The sequence below is a fragment of the Rhizomicrobium sp. genome (genome assembly GCA_037200385.1).
Classification (GTDB): Bacteria; Pseudomonadota; Alphaproteobacteria; order Micropepsales; family Micropepsaceae; genus Rhizomicrobium.
Genome location: JBBCGL010000001.1, coordinates 391123 through 406814 on the forward strand (window position 1 = coordinate 391123; position 15692 = coordinate 406814).

The window sequence follows — 15692 nt, forward strand, 5'->3', positions numbered from 1 at the left end:
CGACACCTCGGAGCGAATCGCGCAAAGGAGCCGTCGCCGTGAACAAGAACGATCTCATCCAGAAACTGGCCGATACGACCGGCTTGGACAAGAACACCTCGGCCAAGGCCGTGGATGGTGTGTTCGACCTGATCGCCGCGACGCTCAAGGCGGGCGACGAGGTGCGTTTGACGGGCTTCGGCGTTTTCGTGGTCGCGACCAGGGCCGGTGGCAAGGGCCGCAATCCGCAGACCGGCGAGGAGATCACGATCAAGCCCTCCAAGCAGCCCCGTTTCCGTCCGGGCAAGCAGCTCAAGGACTCGCTCAACACGTAAGGGCGTTTCGCGCGGTCGTGGACCCCTGGCTGTCATGGCCCGCGAATGCGGGCCGCCCGGGTGAAACCCCGCGCGATTCCGAAAGTTAGGCGGCGTTTCGACTTTCTACAGTTGAATTGGCTTCAACTGGGCGGCCGCATTGCGGACCGCGGCAGTTGGGCTGAGCTCAATTCGCGTGGAACAGCGCGCTCACCGACTCGCCGTCATGGATGCGCTTGATGGCCTCGGCCAGCGGCGCCGCGATCGACAGGATGGTGAGCTTCGGCGCGCGCTTGTCGGCCGCGATCGGCACCGAATTGGTGCAGACGATCTCCAGCACGTCCGGCTGCTCGCTCAGGCGCTGCACCGCGCCCGCCGCGAACAGGCCATGGGTGCAGGCGATGCGCACCGACTTGGCCTTGCGCTCGCGCAGGTGCTTGAGCAGTTCGAGCGTGGTCGAGCCCTTGGCGATCTCGTCGTCCAGCACGATCACGTCCTTGCCCGTCACATCGCCGATGATCGAGCTGATCTGCACCTTGTCGTCGGCGAAGCGCTGCTTGGCCGCCGCCGCCACGCCGACGCCCAGCATGCGCGCGAAGGCCGCCGTCTCCTTGGCGTTGCCGAGGTCCGGCGACACCGCGACCGTGTTGCTGAGGTCGTATTGCCGGAAGTGGTCCGCCAGTTCGTTCAGGGCATGCAGGTGGTCCACCGGGATCGAGAAGAAGCCGTGCACCTGCGGCGAATGGAGCGTCATGGTCAGCACCCGGTTGGCGCCCGCGGTCACGATCAGGTCCGCGACCAGACGGCCGCCGATCGAGATGCGCGGCGCGTCCTTCTTGTCCGAGCGGGCATACGAGTAATGCGGCATCACCAGCGTGATGCGGCCCGCCGAGGCGCCGCGCGCCGCATCCAGCATCAGCAGCGCCTCGACCAGGTGCTCCTGCACCGGCGTGACCAGCGGCTGGATGATGAAAACGTCGCGCTGGCGGCAATTGGCCTGCAGCTGGACCTCCAGGCAGTCATTGGCGAAGCGCACGAGCTTGGACGGGCTGAGCGGCACGTTGAGATGGGCACAGATCTCGGCCGCGAGCTCGGGATGGGCGGTGCCGCTGAAGACGGTGATCTCGTTGAGGTCCATGGGCGGCGTCCCGGCGGATTGCGTCGCCTTATCTTAGGTTTGCTTCGCTCCCGCCATGCGTCTCAGCGCCGCCACGGCGCCAGCACGCTGTGGGCCGGCACCGCCGTCGCCGCCGTCCGGCTGCTTGCCAGATAGCCGCGCTGGCGCAGGAGCCGCAACGCCGCCTGGATCGAGGATTTCGACAGTCCCGTCTCCACCGCCAGCGTCGACAGGCTGACCTGGCGCCGCCGCCCCGGCCCGCCGGCGTCGTGCCACAGCTTCACGTAGACCAGGAAGGCCGACGGCGCCCGGTCATGTCCGACGAGGTCGGGCATCAGGGTTTCGACCACATAGGCGTCCAGCGGCGGCGCTCTGCGAACCATCGCTATAGTATTCGCCGGGATGCTTGTCCGGACAAGCCGCGCGATCTAGCAATTCGGCGGCACAGAGAGGGCCGCCGGTCATGATCACCCAGGTGAAATTCATCTCCATCCCGGTGCGCGACCAGCAGCGCGCCTTGCAGTTCTATACGGAGAAGCTCGGCTTCCGCATCGCCACCGACCAGCAGATGGGGCCGAACGGCCAGCGCTGGATCGAGCTGCGCATCGGCAAGGCGGAGACGCGGTTCGTCCTCTTCACGATGGCGGGCGAGGAGGATCGCGTCGGCACGCGGATGAACTGCAGCCTCGCCTGCGACGACGTCGAGACGACCTGGCGCCAGCTCAGCGAACGCGGCGTCGAATTCACCGGCCCGCCGCAGAAACAGCCCTGGGGCAGCTTCGTGATCATGAAGGACAGCGAGGGCAACCAGCTCGTGTTGGGGAGCGATTGACGGGCATGCCGGCCGAGATCCTCGGTTTCGCGAGCGTGTTCTTCGCCGGTCTCCTGGCCGGGGAGGAGTTCGTGATCCGCTTCGGCGTGCGCGGCCCGCTCGCCGCTCTCGACGATGCGGCGCATATCCGCCTGCGCCAAGCGCTCATCCGCACCCTTCGCATATTGGTGCCCGCGATCTTCGCGTTGACGTTCCTGGCGACCGGCGCCGCGATCGCTCTCGGTGGCGCTGCGTTCGATCTCGCCTTCGCCTTGCGCTGTGCAGGCCAGCTCGCTTTGCTTGCGTTTATGGTGATCACGCTGGCGGGCACTGTCCCGATCAACCAGGCCGTGCTCGTCTGGAATCCGTCCGCGCCGCCCGAAGGCTGGCGTGGGGCGATCCGCCGATGGGAGAAACTCGACACCGTCCGGACGCTGCTGGCGCTTGGCGCCTTTGGGCTTTTGGCCGCCGCCGGGATGTCCTGAGATCGCGTGGTGGGCGGTGACGGGCTCGAACCGCCGACCCTATCGGTGTAAACGATATGCTCTACCAGCTGAGCTAACCGCCCGTTTCGCGGCGTTATAGCAGTCCCGCCCGGCCGCGCTATAGTCCCGCCGCGTTCCACGGGGGCTTGCATGCGTTCAGTTCCGGCCGTTCTGGCCATTATCGGTCTCGTTGCGCTGTCCGCCACCGCCGTCCTCGCGGACGACGATGACGATGTCGCGCCCGCGGCGCCGCCGGCGAAATCCGACATCACGCCCTTCGTCGCGTACGACCAGCCGCTGCTGGCCTTCACCCATGCCGAGATCGTCGACGGCACCGGCGCCCGGCCGCGCTACGACCAGACGCTGGTCGTCAAGGACGGCCGCATCGCCGCCATCGGCCCGCGCACGCCGGTCCCGGCCGGCGCCACCGTCATCGATATGCACGGCAAGGCGCTGCTCCCCGGCTTCGTGATGGTGCACGAGCATCTCTTCTATCCGATGGGCGGCAGCAACTACGCCTCCATGCTCTACAGCTTCCCGCGGCTCTATCTGGCGGGCGGCACGACCACGGCACGGACCGGCGGCTCGATGAGCCCCTATGGCGACATCAATGTGAAGCTCGGCATCGACAGGGGCGAGATGCTCGGCCCCGATTTCGACATCACCGGTCCCTATCTCAACGGCCCGCTTCCCATCCCGAAGATGCATGCGCTGACCGGGCCGGACGACGCCGTGAAGACCGTGAATTACTGGGCCGACGAAGGCGCGACCTCGTTCAAGGTCTACGTCACGATCTCGCGGGCGGAGATGAAAGCGGCGATCGATGCGGCGCACGCCCGCGGCCTCAAGGTGACCGGCCATATCTGCTCGGTGACCTATCGCGAGGCGGCCGAGCTCGGCATCGACAATCTCGAGCACGGCTTCGCGGTGATGACCGACTTCAACAGGGACAAGCAGCCGGATGTCTGTCCGGCGCGATCGCAGCAGGCGCTGGCCGATCTCGATATCGCAAGCCCCGGCGTCAAGGCGCTGATCGATCTGCTCGTGAAACGCCATGTCGCGCTGACCTCGACCATGACGGTGTTCGAGACCTTCACGCCGGGCCGTCCGAAGGCGCCCCAGCGGGCGCTCGACCTGCTGATCCCCGAACTGCGCAAGGCCTATGAGGACGCCTGGGCGGCCGCCGCGACCAATGTCAACGACAAGCCCTATGCCGTGATCTTTCCCAAGCTGATGAAGCTGGAGAAGATGTTCGTCGAGGCCGGCGGCACCCTGCTCGCCGGCACCGACCCCACCGGTTTCGGCGGCGTGGTCCCGGGCTTCTCGGCCAAGCGCGAGATCGAGCTGCTGGTCGAAGGCGGCTTCTCCTTCCCGCAGGCCCTCGAGATCGCCACCCTCAACGGCGCGCGCTATCTGGGCCGCGACGGCGATGTCGGCTCGCTGACGGTGGGCAAGCGGGCCGATCTCGTCGTGATCGACGGCGATCCCGCGAAGGATTCGCTGGCGCTCGAGCGCATGCCGCTGGTTTTCAAGGCCGGCAAAGGTTACCGCGCCGACGCGATCATCGACGATCTGAAGGGCAAGGTCGGGCTCTACTGATGACCGATCCGCAATGCGGCGACGCTTTGCGACAGAAGTTTAATCGTCGGCTTGAGGCGGCATGCGCTAGGCTGCCGCCATGAGAAAAACCCTCCTGGTTGCCGCCGCGGCGCTCGCGCTCGCCGCGTGCAGCACCACGCCGCGCCATCCGCGCTGGAATCCCAACGCGACGCCGCGCGACGAGAACTGGCACTCGCAGAGTTCCGGCCTGCTGCGCTACGACGCCAACCACGACGGAACGCTGACGCGCGCCGAGCTCGTCGCCGGCCTCAAGGCGGAATTCGATACCTATGACGTGAACCACACGAACTGTCTCGGCCCCGACCAGGTCCACGCCATCAACCAGATTCGGGTGCAGCAGGACGCCAGCCAGGCGACGCCGCTGGTCGACTGGAACCAGGACAATTGCATCGACTTCAAGGAATATTCCGGCGCGACGCTGTCGCTGTTCGACACCCTCGACACCAATGGCGACGGCCAGCTTTCGCCGCAGGAGCTCAACGCCGGCGGTGCCAAGCCGGCGGGGCAGGGGACCAATGGGCAGGGCGGTGGACGGCGCGGCGGCCATGGACGTCACGGCGGCGGCAGTGGCGGCGGTGGGATGCCGGGCGGCGGCCAGTAGCCCGGCTTGACGCGGCTGCAGCCGGCGGGCCAAGTCCGGCGATGCGGGCGTCCCATCTGATTGTTCTTTGCGCGGTGTTCGTGGCCGGCTGCGGCCTGTTCCACCGGCCGCCGCCGCACTGGTCGCCCTATGACAAGCCGCGCTCGGAGATCTGGCACCCCGGCGCCGCGCTGGTCGCCCGCCACGACTCCAACGGCGACGGCACTGTCACGCGCGAAGAGCTCGAAGCCGGCCTCAAGCAGGATTTCTGGCAGGCCGACACCAACCGCGACGGCCGCCTCGATCCCGATGAGGTCGCCGCCGCCAACCAGCGCCGCATCAAGCTCGACCAGACGGCCGCCATCCCGCTGATCGACTGGAACAGCGACGGCTATGTCGATTTCGCCGAATTCGCCTCGGGCGTGCGCTCGCAGTTCGACCAGCTCGACCAGAACGGCGACGGCAAGGTCACGCCGGAGGAATTCCGCGCCGGCGGGATCGTCACGGCGCCGCAACCGCCTGCGGGCCGCTGAGTGCAGCAATCGCTTGACAGCGCGGGGCCTCGCCCCCTACACCGGCCGCCTTTCGCGGAGCGGGCCGTCCGGGTCCGTCATGCGGGGGCGTAGCTCAGTTGGTTAGAGTGTCGGCCTGTCACGCCGAAGGTCGCGGGTTCGAGCCCCGTCGCTCCCGCCATTTCCACCGCTTCGCGGTGGAAATGGCGAGTCCCGCCGAAGCTCCGATAGGAGCGGAGACGGACCGCCGCACCATGCGTGGAATCCGCGCCCGCAATGCGTGCAAATGCACTGCAAAAAACCACCCCTGGCACAGTGTTTCGCACGCTTACGCGTCAGTTGCGAATCGCTCGCAAACTCCTTGAAAATTCCGGTTTTTTCGCGACGAATCTTAGTCTAAACCCGCGTTGCTCGTGGGCACCCGCGTCTTATACTGCGCCTGCGAAATAACACCGTCCGGCCCTTCCTCGGCGCGCCAGCGCTATCGGTCGGCCGCAAAAAGGGCCGGGAATGGAAAAGCAGCTTCTCGAATATCTGCCGATCCTGCTTTTCATCGGGATCGCCGGCGTCATCGCCACGGCCCTGGTCCTCGCTCCCGTGCTCCTCGGCCCGTCCAAGCCGGACCCCGAAAAGCTGTCCGCCTATGAATGCGGCTTCAATGCCTTCGGCGACGCCCGCATGAAGTTCGACGTCCGCTTCTATCTGGTCTCGATCCTGTTCATCATCTTCGATCTCGAGGTGGCGTTCCTGTTCCCCTGGGCGATCACGCTGGGCGCGACCGGCGTCTTCGCTTTCTGGTCCATGGTGACCTTCCTCGGCGTCCTCACCGTCGGCTTCATCTACGAATGGAAGAAGGGGGCGCTCGAATGGGAGTGATTCTCCCCGCGGGGCAGGGCGCGCGCGCAACCGTCGAGGGCGGCCGCGCCGTCAGCGACAACGATCCCTATTTCAAGGCGATGCAGCAGGAGATGGCCGACAAGGGCTTTCTCGTCACCTCCGCCGAAGCGCTGGTGAACTGGGCCCGTACCGGCTCGCTGATGTGGATGACCTTCGGCCTCGCCTGCTGCGCCGTCGAGATGATGCAGGCGAACATGCCGCGCTACGACCTCGAGCGCTTCGGCGCCGCGCCGCGCGGTTCGCCGCGTCAGTCCGACGTGATGATCGTCGCCGGCACGCTGACCAACAAGATGGCCCCGGCGCTGCGCAAGGTCTACGACCAGATGCCCGAGCCGCGTTACGTGATCTCGATGGGCTCCTGCGCGAACGGCGGCGGCTACTATCACTATTCCTACGCCGTGGTCCGCGGCTGCGACCGCATCGTGCCGGTCGACATCTACGTCCCCGGCTGCCCGCCGACCGCCGAGGCGCTGATCTACGGCATCATGCTGCTGCAGCGGAAGATCCGCCGCACCGGAACGATCGAGCGCTGAGATGACCGATCTGACCGCCTTCGGCCAACATCTCGCCGACGCCCTGCCGGGCGCCGTCACGGCGCAGGGAGTCGCCTTCGGCGAGCTGAACATCGACGTCGCGACCGCCGAGATCGTCCGGGTGATGACCTTCCTGCGCGACGATCCGAGCTGCGAGTTCAAGATCCTGGTCGATATCTGCGGCGTCGACTATCCCAAGCGCGACAAGCGTTTCGACGTCGTCTATCACCTGTTGTCGCTGACGAAGAACCTGCGCCTGCGCGTTCATGTCCGCGTCGGCGCGGACGAGTCCGTGCCGTCCGTCGTCGCGGTCTATCCGGCCGCCAACTGGTTCGAGCGCGAGACCTTCGACATGTACGGCGTCGCCTTCACCGATCATCCGGACATGCGCCGCATCCTCACCGATTACGGCTTCTCGGGCTATCCGCTGCGCAAGGATTTCCCGCTCACCGGCTATGTCGAGGTGCGCTACGACGACGAGCTCAAGCGCGTGGTCTACCAGCCGGTGCAGCTGGTTCAGGAATTCCGCGACTTCGATTTCATGAGCCCGTGGGAAGGCGCGCCGCACATTCTGCCGAGCGGCGACAAGGCCGCCTCCGGCAATCCGGGGAAGAAGGGTTAGAGGCGAGTAGCGAATGGCGAGTGGCGAATAGGGAATGACTATTGAGCGAGCAGCCCATCACGTCCTACCGGGACCTCAGCGTCTGGCAGCAGGCCATGACGTTGGCGGAGGCGTGCTATGGATTGACGCGGTCGTTCCCGCGGGACGAGCTGTTCGGGATGACCTCTCAAATTCGTCGGTCGGCGGCTTCGATTGCCGCGAATATCGCGGAGGGACACGGACGCGAAGCCACCGGTTCGTTCATCCAGCATCTGCGGATCGCACAAGGCTCGCTGAAGGAGCTGGAGACACATCTCCTGCTTGCATCTCGAGTGGGTATAACGACAACGGCAAAGGCCGGACCGGCGTTGGACCAATGCCAGAGCATTGGAAAGATGTTGCGCGCGTTGATCCGGTCGCTGGAGGGGAAGAAATCGTGATGTCATTTCTTCCCTGCTCGCTACTCGCTACTCGCTATTCGCTTGCCGGCGGAGAAAAGAATGCCTGATCTGGCAACGAACACGACCATCGCGGCCGACGACGCGAAAATCACGCTCAATTTCGGCCCGCAGCACCCCGCCGCGCACGGCGTGCTGCGCCTCGTCCTCGATCTCGACGGCGAGATCGTCACCCGCGTCGATCCGCATATCGGCCTGCTGCATCGCGGCACCGAGAAGCTGATCGAGCACAAGACCTATCTGCAGAACATCGGCTATTTCGACCGCCTCGATTACGTCTGCCCGATGAACCAGGAGCACGCCTTCGTGCTCGCCATCGAGAAGCTGATCGGCCTCGAAGTGCCCAAGCGCGGCCAGTACATCCGCGTGCTCTTCTCCGAGCTCGGCCGGCTGATGAACCACATCCTGAACGTCACCTTCCAGGCGATGGACGTCGGCGCGCTCACCCCGCCGCTCTGGGGCATGGAAAGCCGCGAGACCATGCTCAGCTTCTACGAGCGCGTCTCGGGCAGCCGCATGCACGCCAAATATTTCCGCCCCGGCGGCGTCCACCAGGATGTGCCGCCCGGCCTGCTCGACGACATGCATGCCTTCTGCGCCGGCTTCCTCAAGATGTGCGACGACCTCGACAGCCTCCTGATCGAGAACCGCATCTTCAAGCAGCGCAATGTCGACATCGGCGTGATCAACCGCGCGGAAGCCGAGATGTGGGGCTTCTCCGGCGTGATGCTGCGCTCTGCCGGCGTCGCCTGGGATCTGCGCCGGGCCCAGCCTTACGAGTGCTACAACGAGCTCGACTTCCAGATCCCGATCGGCCGCAACGGCGACTGCTACGACCGTTACGTGATGCGCATGGAAGAGATGCGCCAATCCGTGAAGATCATGAAGCAGTGCATCGAGAAGATGCCCGGCGGCCCCGTCTCCTCCACCGACAACAAGGTCGTGCCGCCCAAGCGCGCCGAGATGAAGTCGTCGATGGAAGCGCTCATCCATCATTTCAAGCTCTACACCGAAGGCTTTCACGTGCCCGAAGGCGAGGCTTACGCGGCGGTCGAGGCGCCGAAGGGCGAGTTCGGCGTCTATCTGGTCTCCGACGGCGGCAACAAGCCGTACCGCTGCAAGATCCGCGCGCCCTCCTTCGTGCACCTGCAGGCGATGGACTACATGAACAGGGGCCACATGCTCGCCGACGTCTCCGCCGTCCTCGGCTCGCTCGACATCGTGTTCGGCGAGGTCGACCGATGAGCCTGCGCCGTCTCGCCCCGCCCGACATCCAGCCCGCCTCTTTCGCCTTCAATGACGACAGCGAGAAGCGCGTCGCCGTGGAGATCGCGAAATACCCGCCGGGCCGCCAGGCCTCGGCGGTGATCTCGCTGCTGTGGATCGGCCAGGAACAGGATGGCTGGGTCACCCACCCGATGATCGAGGCGGTCGGCCGCCGCCTCGGCATGCCGTTCATCCGCGTCCTCGAAGTCGCGACCTTCTACACGATGTTCAACCTGCATCCGGTCGGCAAGTTCCACCTGCAGGTCTGCACCACGCCGCCCTGCATGCTGCGCGGCTCCGACGACGTCGTGAAGGCCTGCGAAAAGCATATCGGCCACGCCCAGATGGCGCCGACCGCCGACGGCATGCTGTCCTGGACCGAGGTCGAGTGCCTGGGCGCCTGCACCAACGCGCCGGTCTTCCAGGTCGGCCGCGACTTCTACGAAGACCTCGATGCCGACAGCACGGTCAAGCTGATCGAAGCCTTCCGCAAGGGCCAGCCGCTCAAGGCCGGCTCGCAGACCGGTCGCGTGTCGTCGGAAGCCGCCGGCGGCCAGAACACGCTGACCGACCGCGCGATCTACGCACCACGCCCTGTCGCGACGGCGCCGCATAACGCCGGTCCGGCGCTCACCGACTCCGAAGCCAAGAAACCCACCCAGGCCGCTTCCGACCGCGAAGCGCCTGCCCAAAAACCGCCGGGAGCCGCCACCTGATGCTCGCCGACCAGGACCGCATCTTCACCAACATCTACGGCATCGAGGACAAGTCCGTCGCCGGCGCGAAGTCGCGCGGGCTGTGGGACGGCACCAAGAAGATCCTCGAGATGACGCCGGAGGCGATCTGCGACGTCGTCAAGAAGTCGGGCCTGCGCGGCCGTGGCGGCGCCGGCTTCGCCACCGGCCTCAAATGGACCTTCATGCCGAAAGAGGTGAAGGACCGGCCGCACTACCTCGTCGTCAACGCCGACGAATCCGAGCCCGGCACGTGCAAGGACCGGGAGATCATGCGCAACGATCCGCATCATCTCATCGAAGGCTGCCTGATCGCGTGCTACGCGATGCGCTCGCACACCGCCTACATCTATGTGCGCGGCGAGTTCGTGCGCGAGCGCGAGGCGCTGCAGGCCGCGATCGACGAATGCTATGCCCAGAAGCTGATCGGCAAGGACAACATCCACGGCTGGGATTTCGACTGCTACGTCCATCACGGCGCCGGCGCCTATATTTGCGGCGAGGAGACCGCGCTGCTCGAGTCCTTCGAAGGCAAGAAGGGCCTGCCGCGCATGAAGCCGCCGTTCCCGGCGAACATGGGCATCTATGGCTGCCCGACGACGGTGAACAATGTCGAGAGTATCGCCGTGGTGCCGACCATCATGCGCCGCGGCCCCGAATGGTTCGCCGGCATCGGCCGGCCCAACAACACCGGCACCAAGCTCTTCCAGATCTCGGGCCATGTGAACACGCCTTGCGTCGTCGAGGAGCGCCTCGGCATCCCGATGCGCGAGCTGATCGAGAAATATGCCGGCGGCGTGCGCGGCGGCTGGGACAATCTTCAGGCCGTGATCCCCGGCGGCGCCTCCTGTCCGATGATCCCCAAATCGGTCTGCGACGACGTCATCATGGATTTCGACGCGCTGAAGGCGGTGAACTCCTCGCTCGGTACCGCGGCGGTGATCGTGATGGACAACTCCGCAGATCTCGTGCGCGTCGTCTCGCGCTACGCCTATTTCTACAAGCATGAGAGCTGCGGCCAGTGCACCCCGTGCCGCGAAGGCACGGGCTGGATGTGGCGCGTCATGAAGCGGCTCGAGACCGGCGATGCCCGGATCGAGGAGATCGATCAGCTCTGGGAAGTCGGCAAGCAGGTCGAGGGCCATACGATCTGCGGCCTCGGCGACGCCGCCCCCTGGCCGATCCAGGGCCTGATCCGCCATTTCCGTCCCGAGCTCGAACGGCGCATCGCCGAACGCGCCAAGCTGGCGGCGGAGTAGAGCGATGACGCGCAGACCCTTACACTCCCAAATGTCATGGCCCGCGAATGCGGGCCATCCAGTTGGCGCATCTCGGGCGGCGCAAATGAGTCAGAGCTTTTCCTGCATCGGCAGCGATGTGTCACCTGGATGGCCCGCATTCGCGGGCCATGACAAGGAGGGTGCGTAATGCCCTCGCGCAAATTGATCATCGACGGCCACGAGATCGAAGCCGACGACAACCTCACCCTGCTGCAGGCGTGCGAGAACGCGGGCGCCGAGATTCCGCGCTTCTGCTACCACGAGCGCCTGTCGGTCGCCGGCAATTGCCGCATGTGCCTGGTCGAATGGGTCGGCGCGCCGAAGCCGCAGGCCTCCTGCGCCCTGCAGGTCCGCGACATCTTCCCGAACAAGGACGGCACGCCGGCCAAGATCAACACCCGTTCGCCCATCGCCACCAAGGCACGCGAAGGGGTGATGGAATTCCTGCTCATCAACCACCCGCTGGATTGCCCGATCTGCGACCAGGGCGGCGAGTGCGACCTGCAGGACCAGGCGATGGGCTACGGCCGCGCCGCGTTCAACCGCTTCCACGAGAACAAGCGCGCGGTCGAAGACAAATACATGGGCCCGCTGGTCAAGACGGTGATGACCCGCTGCATCCAATGCACCCGCTGCATCCGCTTCGCGACCGAGATCGCCGGGGTCGACGATCTCGGCGCGACGGGTCGCGGCGAGGACATGGAGATCACGACCTATCTCGAGAAGGCCTTCGCGTCGGAGCTCTCGGGCAACGTGGTCGATCTCTGCCCCGTCGGGGCGCTGACCTCCAAGCCCTACGCCTTCAACGCCCGCCCCTGGGAATTGCGCCACACCGACTCCGTCGACGTGATGGACGCGCAGGGCGCCGCCATTCGCGTCGACGCGCGCGGTCCGCAGGTCATGCGCGTGCTGCCGCGCCTCAACGAGGGCGTGAACGAGGAGTGGATCTCCGACAAGGCGCGCCATGCCTGCGACGGCCTGATGCGCCAGCGTCTCGACCGCCCCTATATCCGCAAGAGCGGCAAGCTCCAGCCCGCCACCTGGCCCGAAGCCTTCGCCGCCATCGCGGCGCGCGTCGCGCAGACGACGCCGGACAAGATGGCCGCCATCGTCGGCGATCTCGCGGCGGCGGAGGAGATCAAGGCCCTCAAGGATCTGATGGCCGCGCTGGGTGTGAAGAACATCGACTGCCGCCAGGACGGCGCCAAGCTGGGCGGTGAACGTCAGAGCTACCTGTTCAACACGACCATCGCCGGCATCGAGGCCGCAGATGCGATCCTGCTGGTCGGCACCAATCCGCGCTGGGAAGCGCCGGTGCTGAACGCCCGTATCCGCAAGACTTGGCTGGCAAGCGGCGTGAAGGTCGCCGGCATCGGCGTGCGCGCCGATCAGACCTATCCGGTCCAGGATCTGGGCGCGAGCGTCGAGGTGCTGGCCCAGATCGCGAGTGGTGTACACGATTTCGCGAAGGTGCTGCACGACGCCAAGCGCCCGATGATCATCCTCGGCGGCGCGGCCGTGGCGCGCGCCGACGGCGCCGCGATCCTGCGTCTCGCCGCCAGGATCGCCGCCGACACCGGCATGATCGGTCCCGCCGGCGGCCCGGCCGAAGGCGGCTGGAACGGCTTCAACGTCCTGCACACGGCGGCGAGCCGCGTCGCCGCGCTCGATCTCGGCTTCGTGCCGGGCGAGGGTGGTCGCGATGTCGCCGCCATCGTCGACGGCGCGCAGAAGGGCGAGATCGAGTTCATCTATTCGCTGGGCGCCGACGAGTTCGATTGCAGCCATCTCGGCCGCGCCTTCGTCGTCTACCAGGGCAGCCATGGCGACGCCGGCGCTCACAATGCCGACGTGATTCTGCCGGGTGCCGCCTATACGGAGAAGGAAGGCCTCTACGCCAATTTCGAAGGCCGCGTGCAGCCCGCCCATCGCGCCGTCTTCCCGCCCGGCGAGGCCAAGGAAGACTGGGCGATCCTCCGTGCGCTGTCCGACGTGCTCGGCAAGCGCCTGCCATACGACACGCACGACGCGCTGCGCGCCGCGCTCGTCGCCGAGGCGCCGCATTTCGCCGACCATCACGAACTGGTGCCGCATGGCGGCGCGACCGCGACCGACTGGAGCGCCATCGGCGGCGAAGGCCCGCTCGACACCACGCACCCGCTGCAAAGCACGATGATCGACTACTATCTGACGAACCCCATCGCCCGCGCCTCCGCGACGATGGCCGAGTGCAGCCGCGAATTCGTCACCGGCACCTCCAAACTGGCGGCGGAGTAGGGCGATGTTCCTCACCCACTTCTTCCAGTCGCACGGTCTGCCCTATGGCTGGGCCTGGACCTTCAGCCAGCTCATCGCGGTGCTCCTGATCGAGGTGCCGCTGCTGATCTCGGTCGCGCTGTTCATCCTCGCCGACCGCAAGATCTGGGCGGCGGTGCAGCTGCGCCGCGGTCCCAACGTGGTCGGGCCTTTCGGCGTGCTGCAGACCTTCGCCGACGCCTTCAAATTCATGCTGAAGGAAGTGATCATCCCGGCCGGCGCCAACAAGGTGATCTTCATCCTGGCGCCGCTGGTCACCGCGACGCTCGCCTTCGCCGGGTGGGCGGTGGTGCCGTTCGCCGACGGCTGGGTCATCGCCGACATCAATGTCGGCATCCTCTATCTCTTCGCGATGTCGTCGCTCGGGGTCTACGGCATCATCATGGCCGGCTGGGCCTCGAACTCGAAATACCCGTTCCTCTCCGCCTTGCGCGCCGCCGCCCAGATGGTCTCCTACGAAGTCTCGATCGGCTTCGTGATCATCACCGTGCTGCTGTTCGCCGGCTCGCTGAACCTCTCGGCCATCGTGCGGGCGCAGGAGCATGGCTGGTTCGTGTTCTCGATCCTCTTCCCCATGCTGCCGATCTTCTTCGTCTCGGCCCTGGCCGAGACCAACCGGCCGCCCTTCGACCTGGTCGAGGCGGAATCGGAGCTGGTCGCCGGCTTCTTCGTGGAATATTCCGCGACGCCGTTCCTGCTCTTCTTCCTCGGCGAATATGTCAGCGTCATCCTGATGTGCGCGATGTGCTCGATCCTGTTCTTCGGCGGCTGGCTGCCGCCCCTGAACGTCTGGCCGCTCAACGCGGTGCCCGGCATCATCTGGCTGCTGCTCAAGATATTCTTCTTCTTCTTCCTCTTCGCGATGGTGAAGGCCATGGTGCCGCGCTATCGCTACGACCAATTGATGCGCCTCGGCTGGAAAGTGTTCCTGCCGACGTCGCTGCTCTGGGTGGTGGTCACGGCGGGCTATGTGCTCGTCTTCCATCACCACGCGTGAGATAGGCCTATGGCAACGCTCGACCGCACCGCCCGCCAGCTCTTCTTCTGGGAGTTCATCACCAGCTTCGCGCTGACGATGCGCTATTTCTTCACCCCGAAGACGACGATCAACTACCCGTTCGAGAAGGGGCCCTTGTCACCCCGCTTCCGCGGCGAGCATGCGCTGCGCCGCTATCCCAACGGCGAGGAGCGCTGCATCGCCTGCAAGCTGTGCGAGGCGATCTGCCCGGCCCAGGCGATCACCATCGAGGCCGAGCCGCGCGAGGACGGCAGCCGCCGCACCACGCGCTACGACATCGACATGGTCAAATGCATATATTGCGGGCTGTGCCAGGAAGCCTGCCCGGTCGACGCGATCGTCGAAGGCCCGAACTTCGAGTTCGCCACCGAAACCCGCGAAGAGCTTTACTACAACAAGGACCGGCTGCTCGCGAACGGCGACCGCTGGGAGCGCGAGATCGCCAAGAACCTCGAACTGGACGCGCCCTACCGATGATCACGCGTGAGACTTATATTGGCGCGCTGCCGCGCGCCGGATGGGTGGCCGGGTCAAGCCCGGCCATGACGGTGGGTTGAGATGCTGCTCCAGGCCATCGCCTTCTACGCCTTCTCCGCCGTGCTGATCGCCAGCGCGTTCATGGTCATCACCGCGCGCAACCCCGTGCACTCGGTGTTCTTCCTGATCCTCGCCTTCTTCAACGCCGCCGGCCTGTTCGTGCTGCTGGGGGCCGAGTTCCTCGCGATGATCCTGGTCATCGTCTATGTCGGCGCCGTCGCCGTGCTCTTCCTGTTCGTCGTCATGATGCTCGACATCGACTTCGCGGAGCTCAAGCGCGGGGCGCAGGAATACATCCTGGTCGGCGCCGGCGTGGGCCTGCTCCTGCTGGTGGAACTCGCCTTCTTCGTGGCGATGAAGTGGAATTTCGCCTCCGCCGCGCCGGGCGCGCGGGCGCATCCGACGCCGGCCGGGCTCAGCAACACCGAAGCGCTCGGCCGCATCCTCTACACGGACTATGTCTACTACTTCCAGATCGCCGGGCTCGTCCTGCTGGTCGCGATGATCGGCGCCATCGTGCTGACGCTGCGCCACCGCCCGGGTGTGCGGCGCCAGAACATCGGCCGCCAGAACGCCCGGACCATGGACGAGGCGATGACGGTCGTGGACGTGAAACCGGGGCAGGGGGCCTGAG

Annotated in this window: 19 protein-coding genes and 2 tRNA genes; 18 read left to right on the forward strand and 3 right to left on the reverse strand. The window is 66.0% G+C overall.

Going from position 1 to position 15692, the window contains the following annotated elements:
• Window positions 1-38: 38 nt before the first annotated feature.
• On the forward strand, window positions 39-314 hold the full coding sequence (locus tag WDM91_01655) for an HU family DNA-binding protein (protein ID MEI9993273.1): 276 nt from the start codon (window positions 39-41) through the stop codon (window positions 312-314).
• Between the two features lie 166 nt (window positions 315-480).
• Here the strand turns inward: WDM91_01655 and WDM91_01660 are convergent, their stop codons facing one another.
• Window positions 481-1431: a ribose-phosphate pyrophosphokinase gene (locus WDM91_01660; GenBank protein ID MEI9993274.1), complete on the reverse strand. Its 951-nt coding sequence runs from the start codon at window positions 1429-1431 to the stop codon at window positions 481-483.
• 62 nt (window positions 1432-1493) lie between these two features.
• Window positions 1494-1793, reverse strand: a complete 300-nt coding sequence (locus tag WDM91_01665) for a helix-turn-helix domain-containing protein (protein MEI9993275.1) — start codon at window positions 1791-1793, stop codon at window positions 1494-1496.
• Window positions 1794-1873: 80 nt separating this feature from the next.
• Here WDM91_01665 and WDM91_01670 point away from each other — a divergent pair, with 80 nt between their 5' ends.
• Together WDM91_01670 and WDM91_01675 are read left to right on the forward strand one after the other, a co-directional pair.
• Window positions 1874-2242 (forward strand): VOC family protein, encoded by a 369-nt coding sequence (locus WDM91_01670; GenBank protein MEI9993276.1) that lies wholly within the window; start codon window positions 1874-1876, stop codon window positions 2240-2242.
• A gap of 5 nt (window positions 2243-2247) precedes the next feature.
• A complete protein-coding gene (locus WDM91_01675; GenBank protein ID MEI9993277.1) occupies window positions 2248-2706 on the forward strand; it encodes an anthrone oxygenase family protein in 459 nt (152 codons plus the stop codon).
• A gap of 7 nt (window positions 2707-2713) precedes the next feature.
• Here WDM91_01675 and WDM91_01680 read toward each other — a convergent pair.
• Window positions 2714-2789: transfer RNA gene (locus tag WDM91_01680), tRNA-Val, on the reverse strand.
• A 67-nt stretch (window positions 2790-2856) separates the two neighbouring features.
• On the opposite strand from WDM91_01680, the gene WDM91_01685 reads away from it, so the two are divergent.
• From WDM91_01685 to WDM91_01755, 15 genes are all read left to right on the forward strand, one after another.
• Window positions 2857-4305, forward strand: a complete 1449-nt coding sequence (locus WDM91_01685) for an amidohydrolase family protein (protein ID MEI9993278.1) — start codon at window positions 2857-2859, stop codon at window positions 4303-4305.
• A gap of 79 nt (window positions 4306-4384) precedes the next feature.
• Entirely contained in the window at window positions 4385-4927 is a 543-nt protein-coding gene (locus WDM91_01690; protein MEI9993279.1) for a hypothetical protein, read from the forward strand.
• Between the two features lie 41 nt (window positions 4928-4968).
• Window positions 4969-5439: a hypothetical protein gene (locus tag WDM91_01695; protein MEI9993280.1), complete on the forward strand. Its 471-nt coding sequence runs from the start codon at window positions 4969-4971 to the stop codon at window positions 5437-5439.
• Between the two features lie 83 nt (window positions 5440-5522).
• Window positions 5523-5599: transfer RNA gene (locus WDM91_01700), tRNA-Asp, on the forward strand.
• 329 nt (window positions 5600-5928) lie between these two features.
• Window positions 5929-6294, forward strand: coding sequence for an NADH-quinone oxidoreductase subunit A (locus WDM91_01705; GenBank protein MEI9993281.1), 366 nt, complete (start codon window positions 5929-5931; stop codon window positions 6292-6294).
• Window positions 6285-6848: an NADH-quinone oxidoreductase subunit B family protein gene (locus tag WDM91_01710; GenBank protein MEI9993282.1), complete on the forward strand. Its 564-nt coding sequence runs from the start codon at window positions 6285-6287 to the stop codon at window positions 6846-6848. Before WDM91_01705 ends, WDM91_01710 begins: the two co-directional genes overlap by 10 nt.
• 1 nt (window position 6849) lies before the next feature.
• Window positions 6850-7470: an NADH-quinone oxidoreductase subunit C gene (locus tag WDM91_01715; protein ID MEI9993283.1), complete on the forward strand. Its 621-nt coding sequence runs from the start codon at window positions 6850-6852 to the stop codon at window positions 7468-7470.
• A gap of 41 nt (window positions 7471-7511) precedes the next feature.
• Window positions 7512-7889: a four helix bundle protein gene (locus WDM91_01720; GenBank protein MEI9993284.1), complete on the forward strand. Its 378-nt coding sequence runs from the start codon at window positions 7512-7514 to the stop codon at window positions 7887-7889.
• A gap of 60 nt (window positions 7890-7949) precedes the next feature.
• Entirely contained in the window at window positions 7950-9152 is a 1203-nt protein-coding gene (locus WDM91_01725; protein ID MEI9993285.1) for an NADH-quinone oxidoreductase subunit D, read from the forward strand.
• Entirely contained in the window at window positions 9149-9889 is a 741-nt protein-coding gene (gene nuoE / locus WDM91_01730; GenBank protein ID MEI9993286.1) for an NADH-quinone oxidoreductase subunit NuoE, read from the forward strand. The genes WDM91_01725 and nuoE overlap by 4 nt, the downstream gene beginning before the upstream one ends.
• On the forward strand, window positions 9889-11166 hold the full coding sequence (gene nuoF, locus WDM91_01735; GenBank protein ID MEI9993287.1) for an NADH-quinone oxidoreductase subunit NuoF: 1278 nt from the start codon (window positions 9889-9891) through the stop codon (window positions 11164-11166). Before nuoE ends, nuoF begins: the two co-directional genes overlap by 1 nt.
• A 168-nt stretch (window positions 11167-11334) precedes the next feature.
• Window positions 11335-13464 (forward strand): NADH-quinone oxidoreductase subunit NuoG, encoded by a 2130-nt coding sequence (gene nuoG, locus WDM91_01740; GenBank protein ID MEI9993288.1) that lies wholly within the window; start codon window positions 11335-11337, stop codon window positions 13462-13464.
• A 4-nt stretch (window positions 13465-13468) separates the two neighbouring features.
• Complete coding sequence (nuoH, locus tag WDM91_01745) at window positions 13469-14500, forward strand: NADH-quinone oxidoreductase subunit NuoH (protein MEI9993289.1); 1032 nt, start codon at window positions 13469-13471, stop codon at window positions 14498-14500.
• A 9-nt stretch (window positions 14501-14509) separates the two neighbouring features.
• On the forward strand, window positions 14510-14998 hold the full coding sequence (nuoI, locus tag WDM91_01750) for an NADH-quinone oxidoreductase subunit NuoI (protein ID MEI9993290.1): 489 nt from the start codon (window positions 14510-14512) through the stop codon (window positions 14996-14998).
• 81 nt (window positions 14999-15079) lie between these two features.
• The gene (locus tag WDM91_01755; GenBank protein ID MEI9993291.1) at window positions 15080-15691 is read left to right on the forward strand and encodes an NADH-quinone oxidoreductase subunit J; all 612 of its coding nucleotides are present in this window, start codon (window positions 15080-15082) and stop codon (window positions 15689-15691) included.
• Window position 15692 lies beyond the last annotated feature (1 nt).

Coding starts and splice junctions, on each gene's coding strand:
- WDM91_01710 (MEI9993282.1), top strand. CDS start 6,285: ATGGGAGTGATTCTCCCCGCGGGGCAGGGCGCGCGCGCAACCGTCGAG.
- WDM91_01725 (MEI9993285.1), top strand. CDS start 7,950: ATGCCTGATCTGGCAACGAACACGACCATCGCGGCCGACGACGCGAAA.
- WDM91_01755 (MEI9993291.1), top strand. CDS start 15,080: ATGCTGCTCCAGGCCATCGCCTTCTACGCCTTCTCCGCCGTGCTGATC.
- nuoF (MEI9993287.1), top strand. CDS start 9,889: ATGCTCGCCGACCAGGACCGCATCTTCACCAACATCTACGGCATCGAG.
- nuoG (MEI9993288.1), top strand. CDS start 11,335: ATGCCCTCGCGCAAATTGATCATCGACGGCCACGAGATCGAAGCCGAC.
- nuoI (MEI9993290.1), top strand. CDS start 14,510: ATGGCAACGCTCGACCGCACCGCCCGCCAGCTCTTCTTCTGGGAGTTC.
- nuoH (MEI9993289.1), top strand. CDS start 13,469: ATGTTCCTCACCCACTTCTTCCAGTCGCACGGTCTGCCCTATGGCTGG.
- WDM91_01695 (MEI9993280.1), top strand. CDS start 4,969: ATGCGGGCGTCCCATCTGATTGTTCTTTGCGCGGTGTTCGTGGCCGGC.
- WDM91_01715 (MEI9993283.1), top strand. CDS start 6,850: ATGACCGATCTGACCGCCTTCGGCCAACATCTCGCCGACGCCCTGCCG.
- nuoE (MEI9993286.1), top strand. CDS start 9,149: ATGAGCCTGCGCCGTCTCGCCCCGCCCGACATCCAGCCCGCCTCTTTC.
- WDM91_01685 (MEI9993278.1), top strand. CDS start 2,857: ATGCGTTCAGTTCCGGCCGTTCTGGCCATTATCGGTCTCGTTGCGCTG.
- WDM91_01705 (MEI9993281.1), top strand. CDS start 5,929: ATGGAAAAGCAGCTTCTCGAATATCTGCCGATCCTGCTTTTCATCGGG.
- WDM91_01660 (MEI9993274.1), bottom strand. CDS start 1,431: ATGGACCTCAACGAGATCACCGTCTTCAGCGGCACCGCCCATCCCGAG.
- WDM91_01675 (MEI9993277.1), top strand. CDS start 2,248: ATGCCGGCCGAGATCCTCGGTTTCGCGAGCGTGTTCTTCGCCGGTCTC.
- WDM91_01670 (MEI9993276.1), top strand. CDS start 1,874: ATGATCACCCAGGTGAAATTCATCTCCATCCCGGTGCGCGACCAGCAG.
- WDM91_01690 (MEI9993279.1), top strand. CDS start 4,385: ATGAGAAAAACCCTCCTGGTTGCCGCCGCGGCGCTCGCGCTCGCCGCG.
- WDM91_01665 (MEI9993275.1), bottom strand. CDS start 1,793: ATGGTTCGCAGAGCGCCGCCGCTGGACGCCTATGTGGTCGAAACCCTG.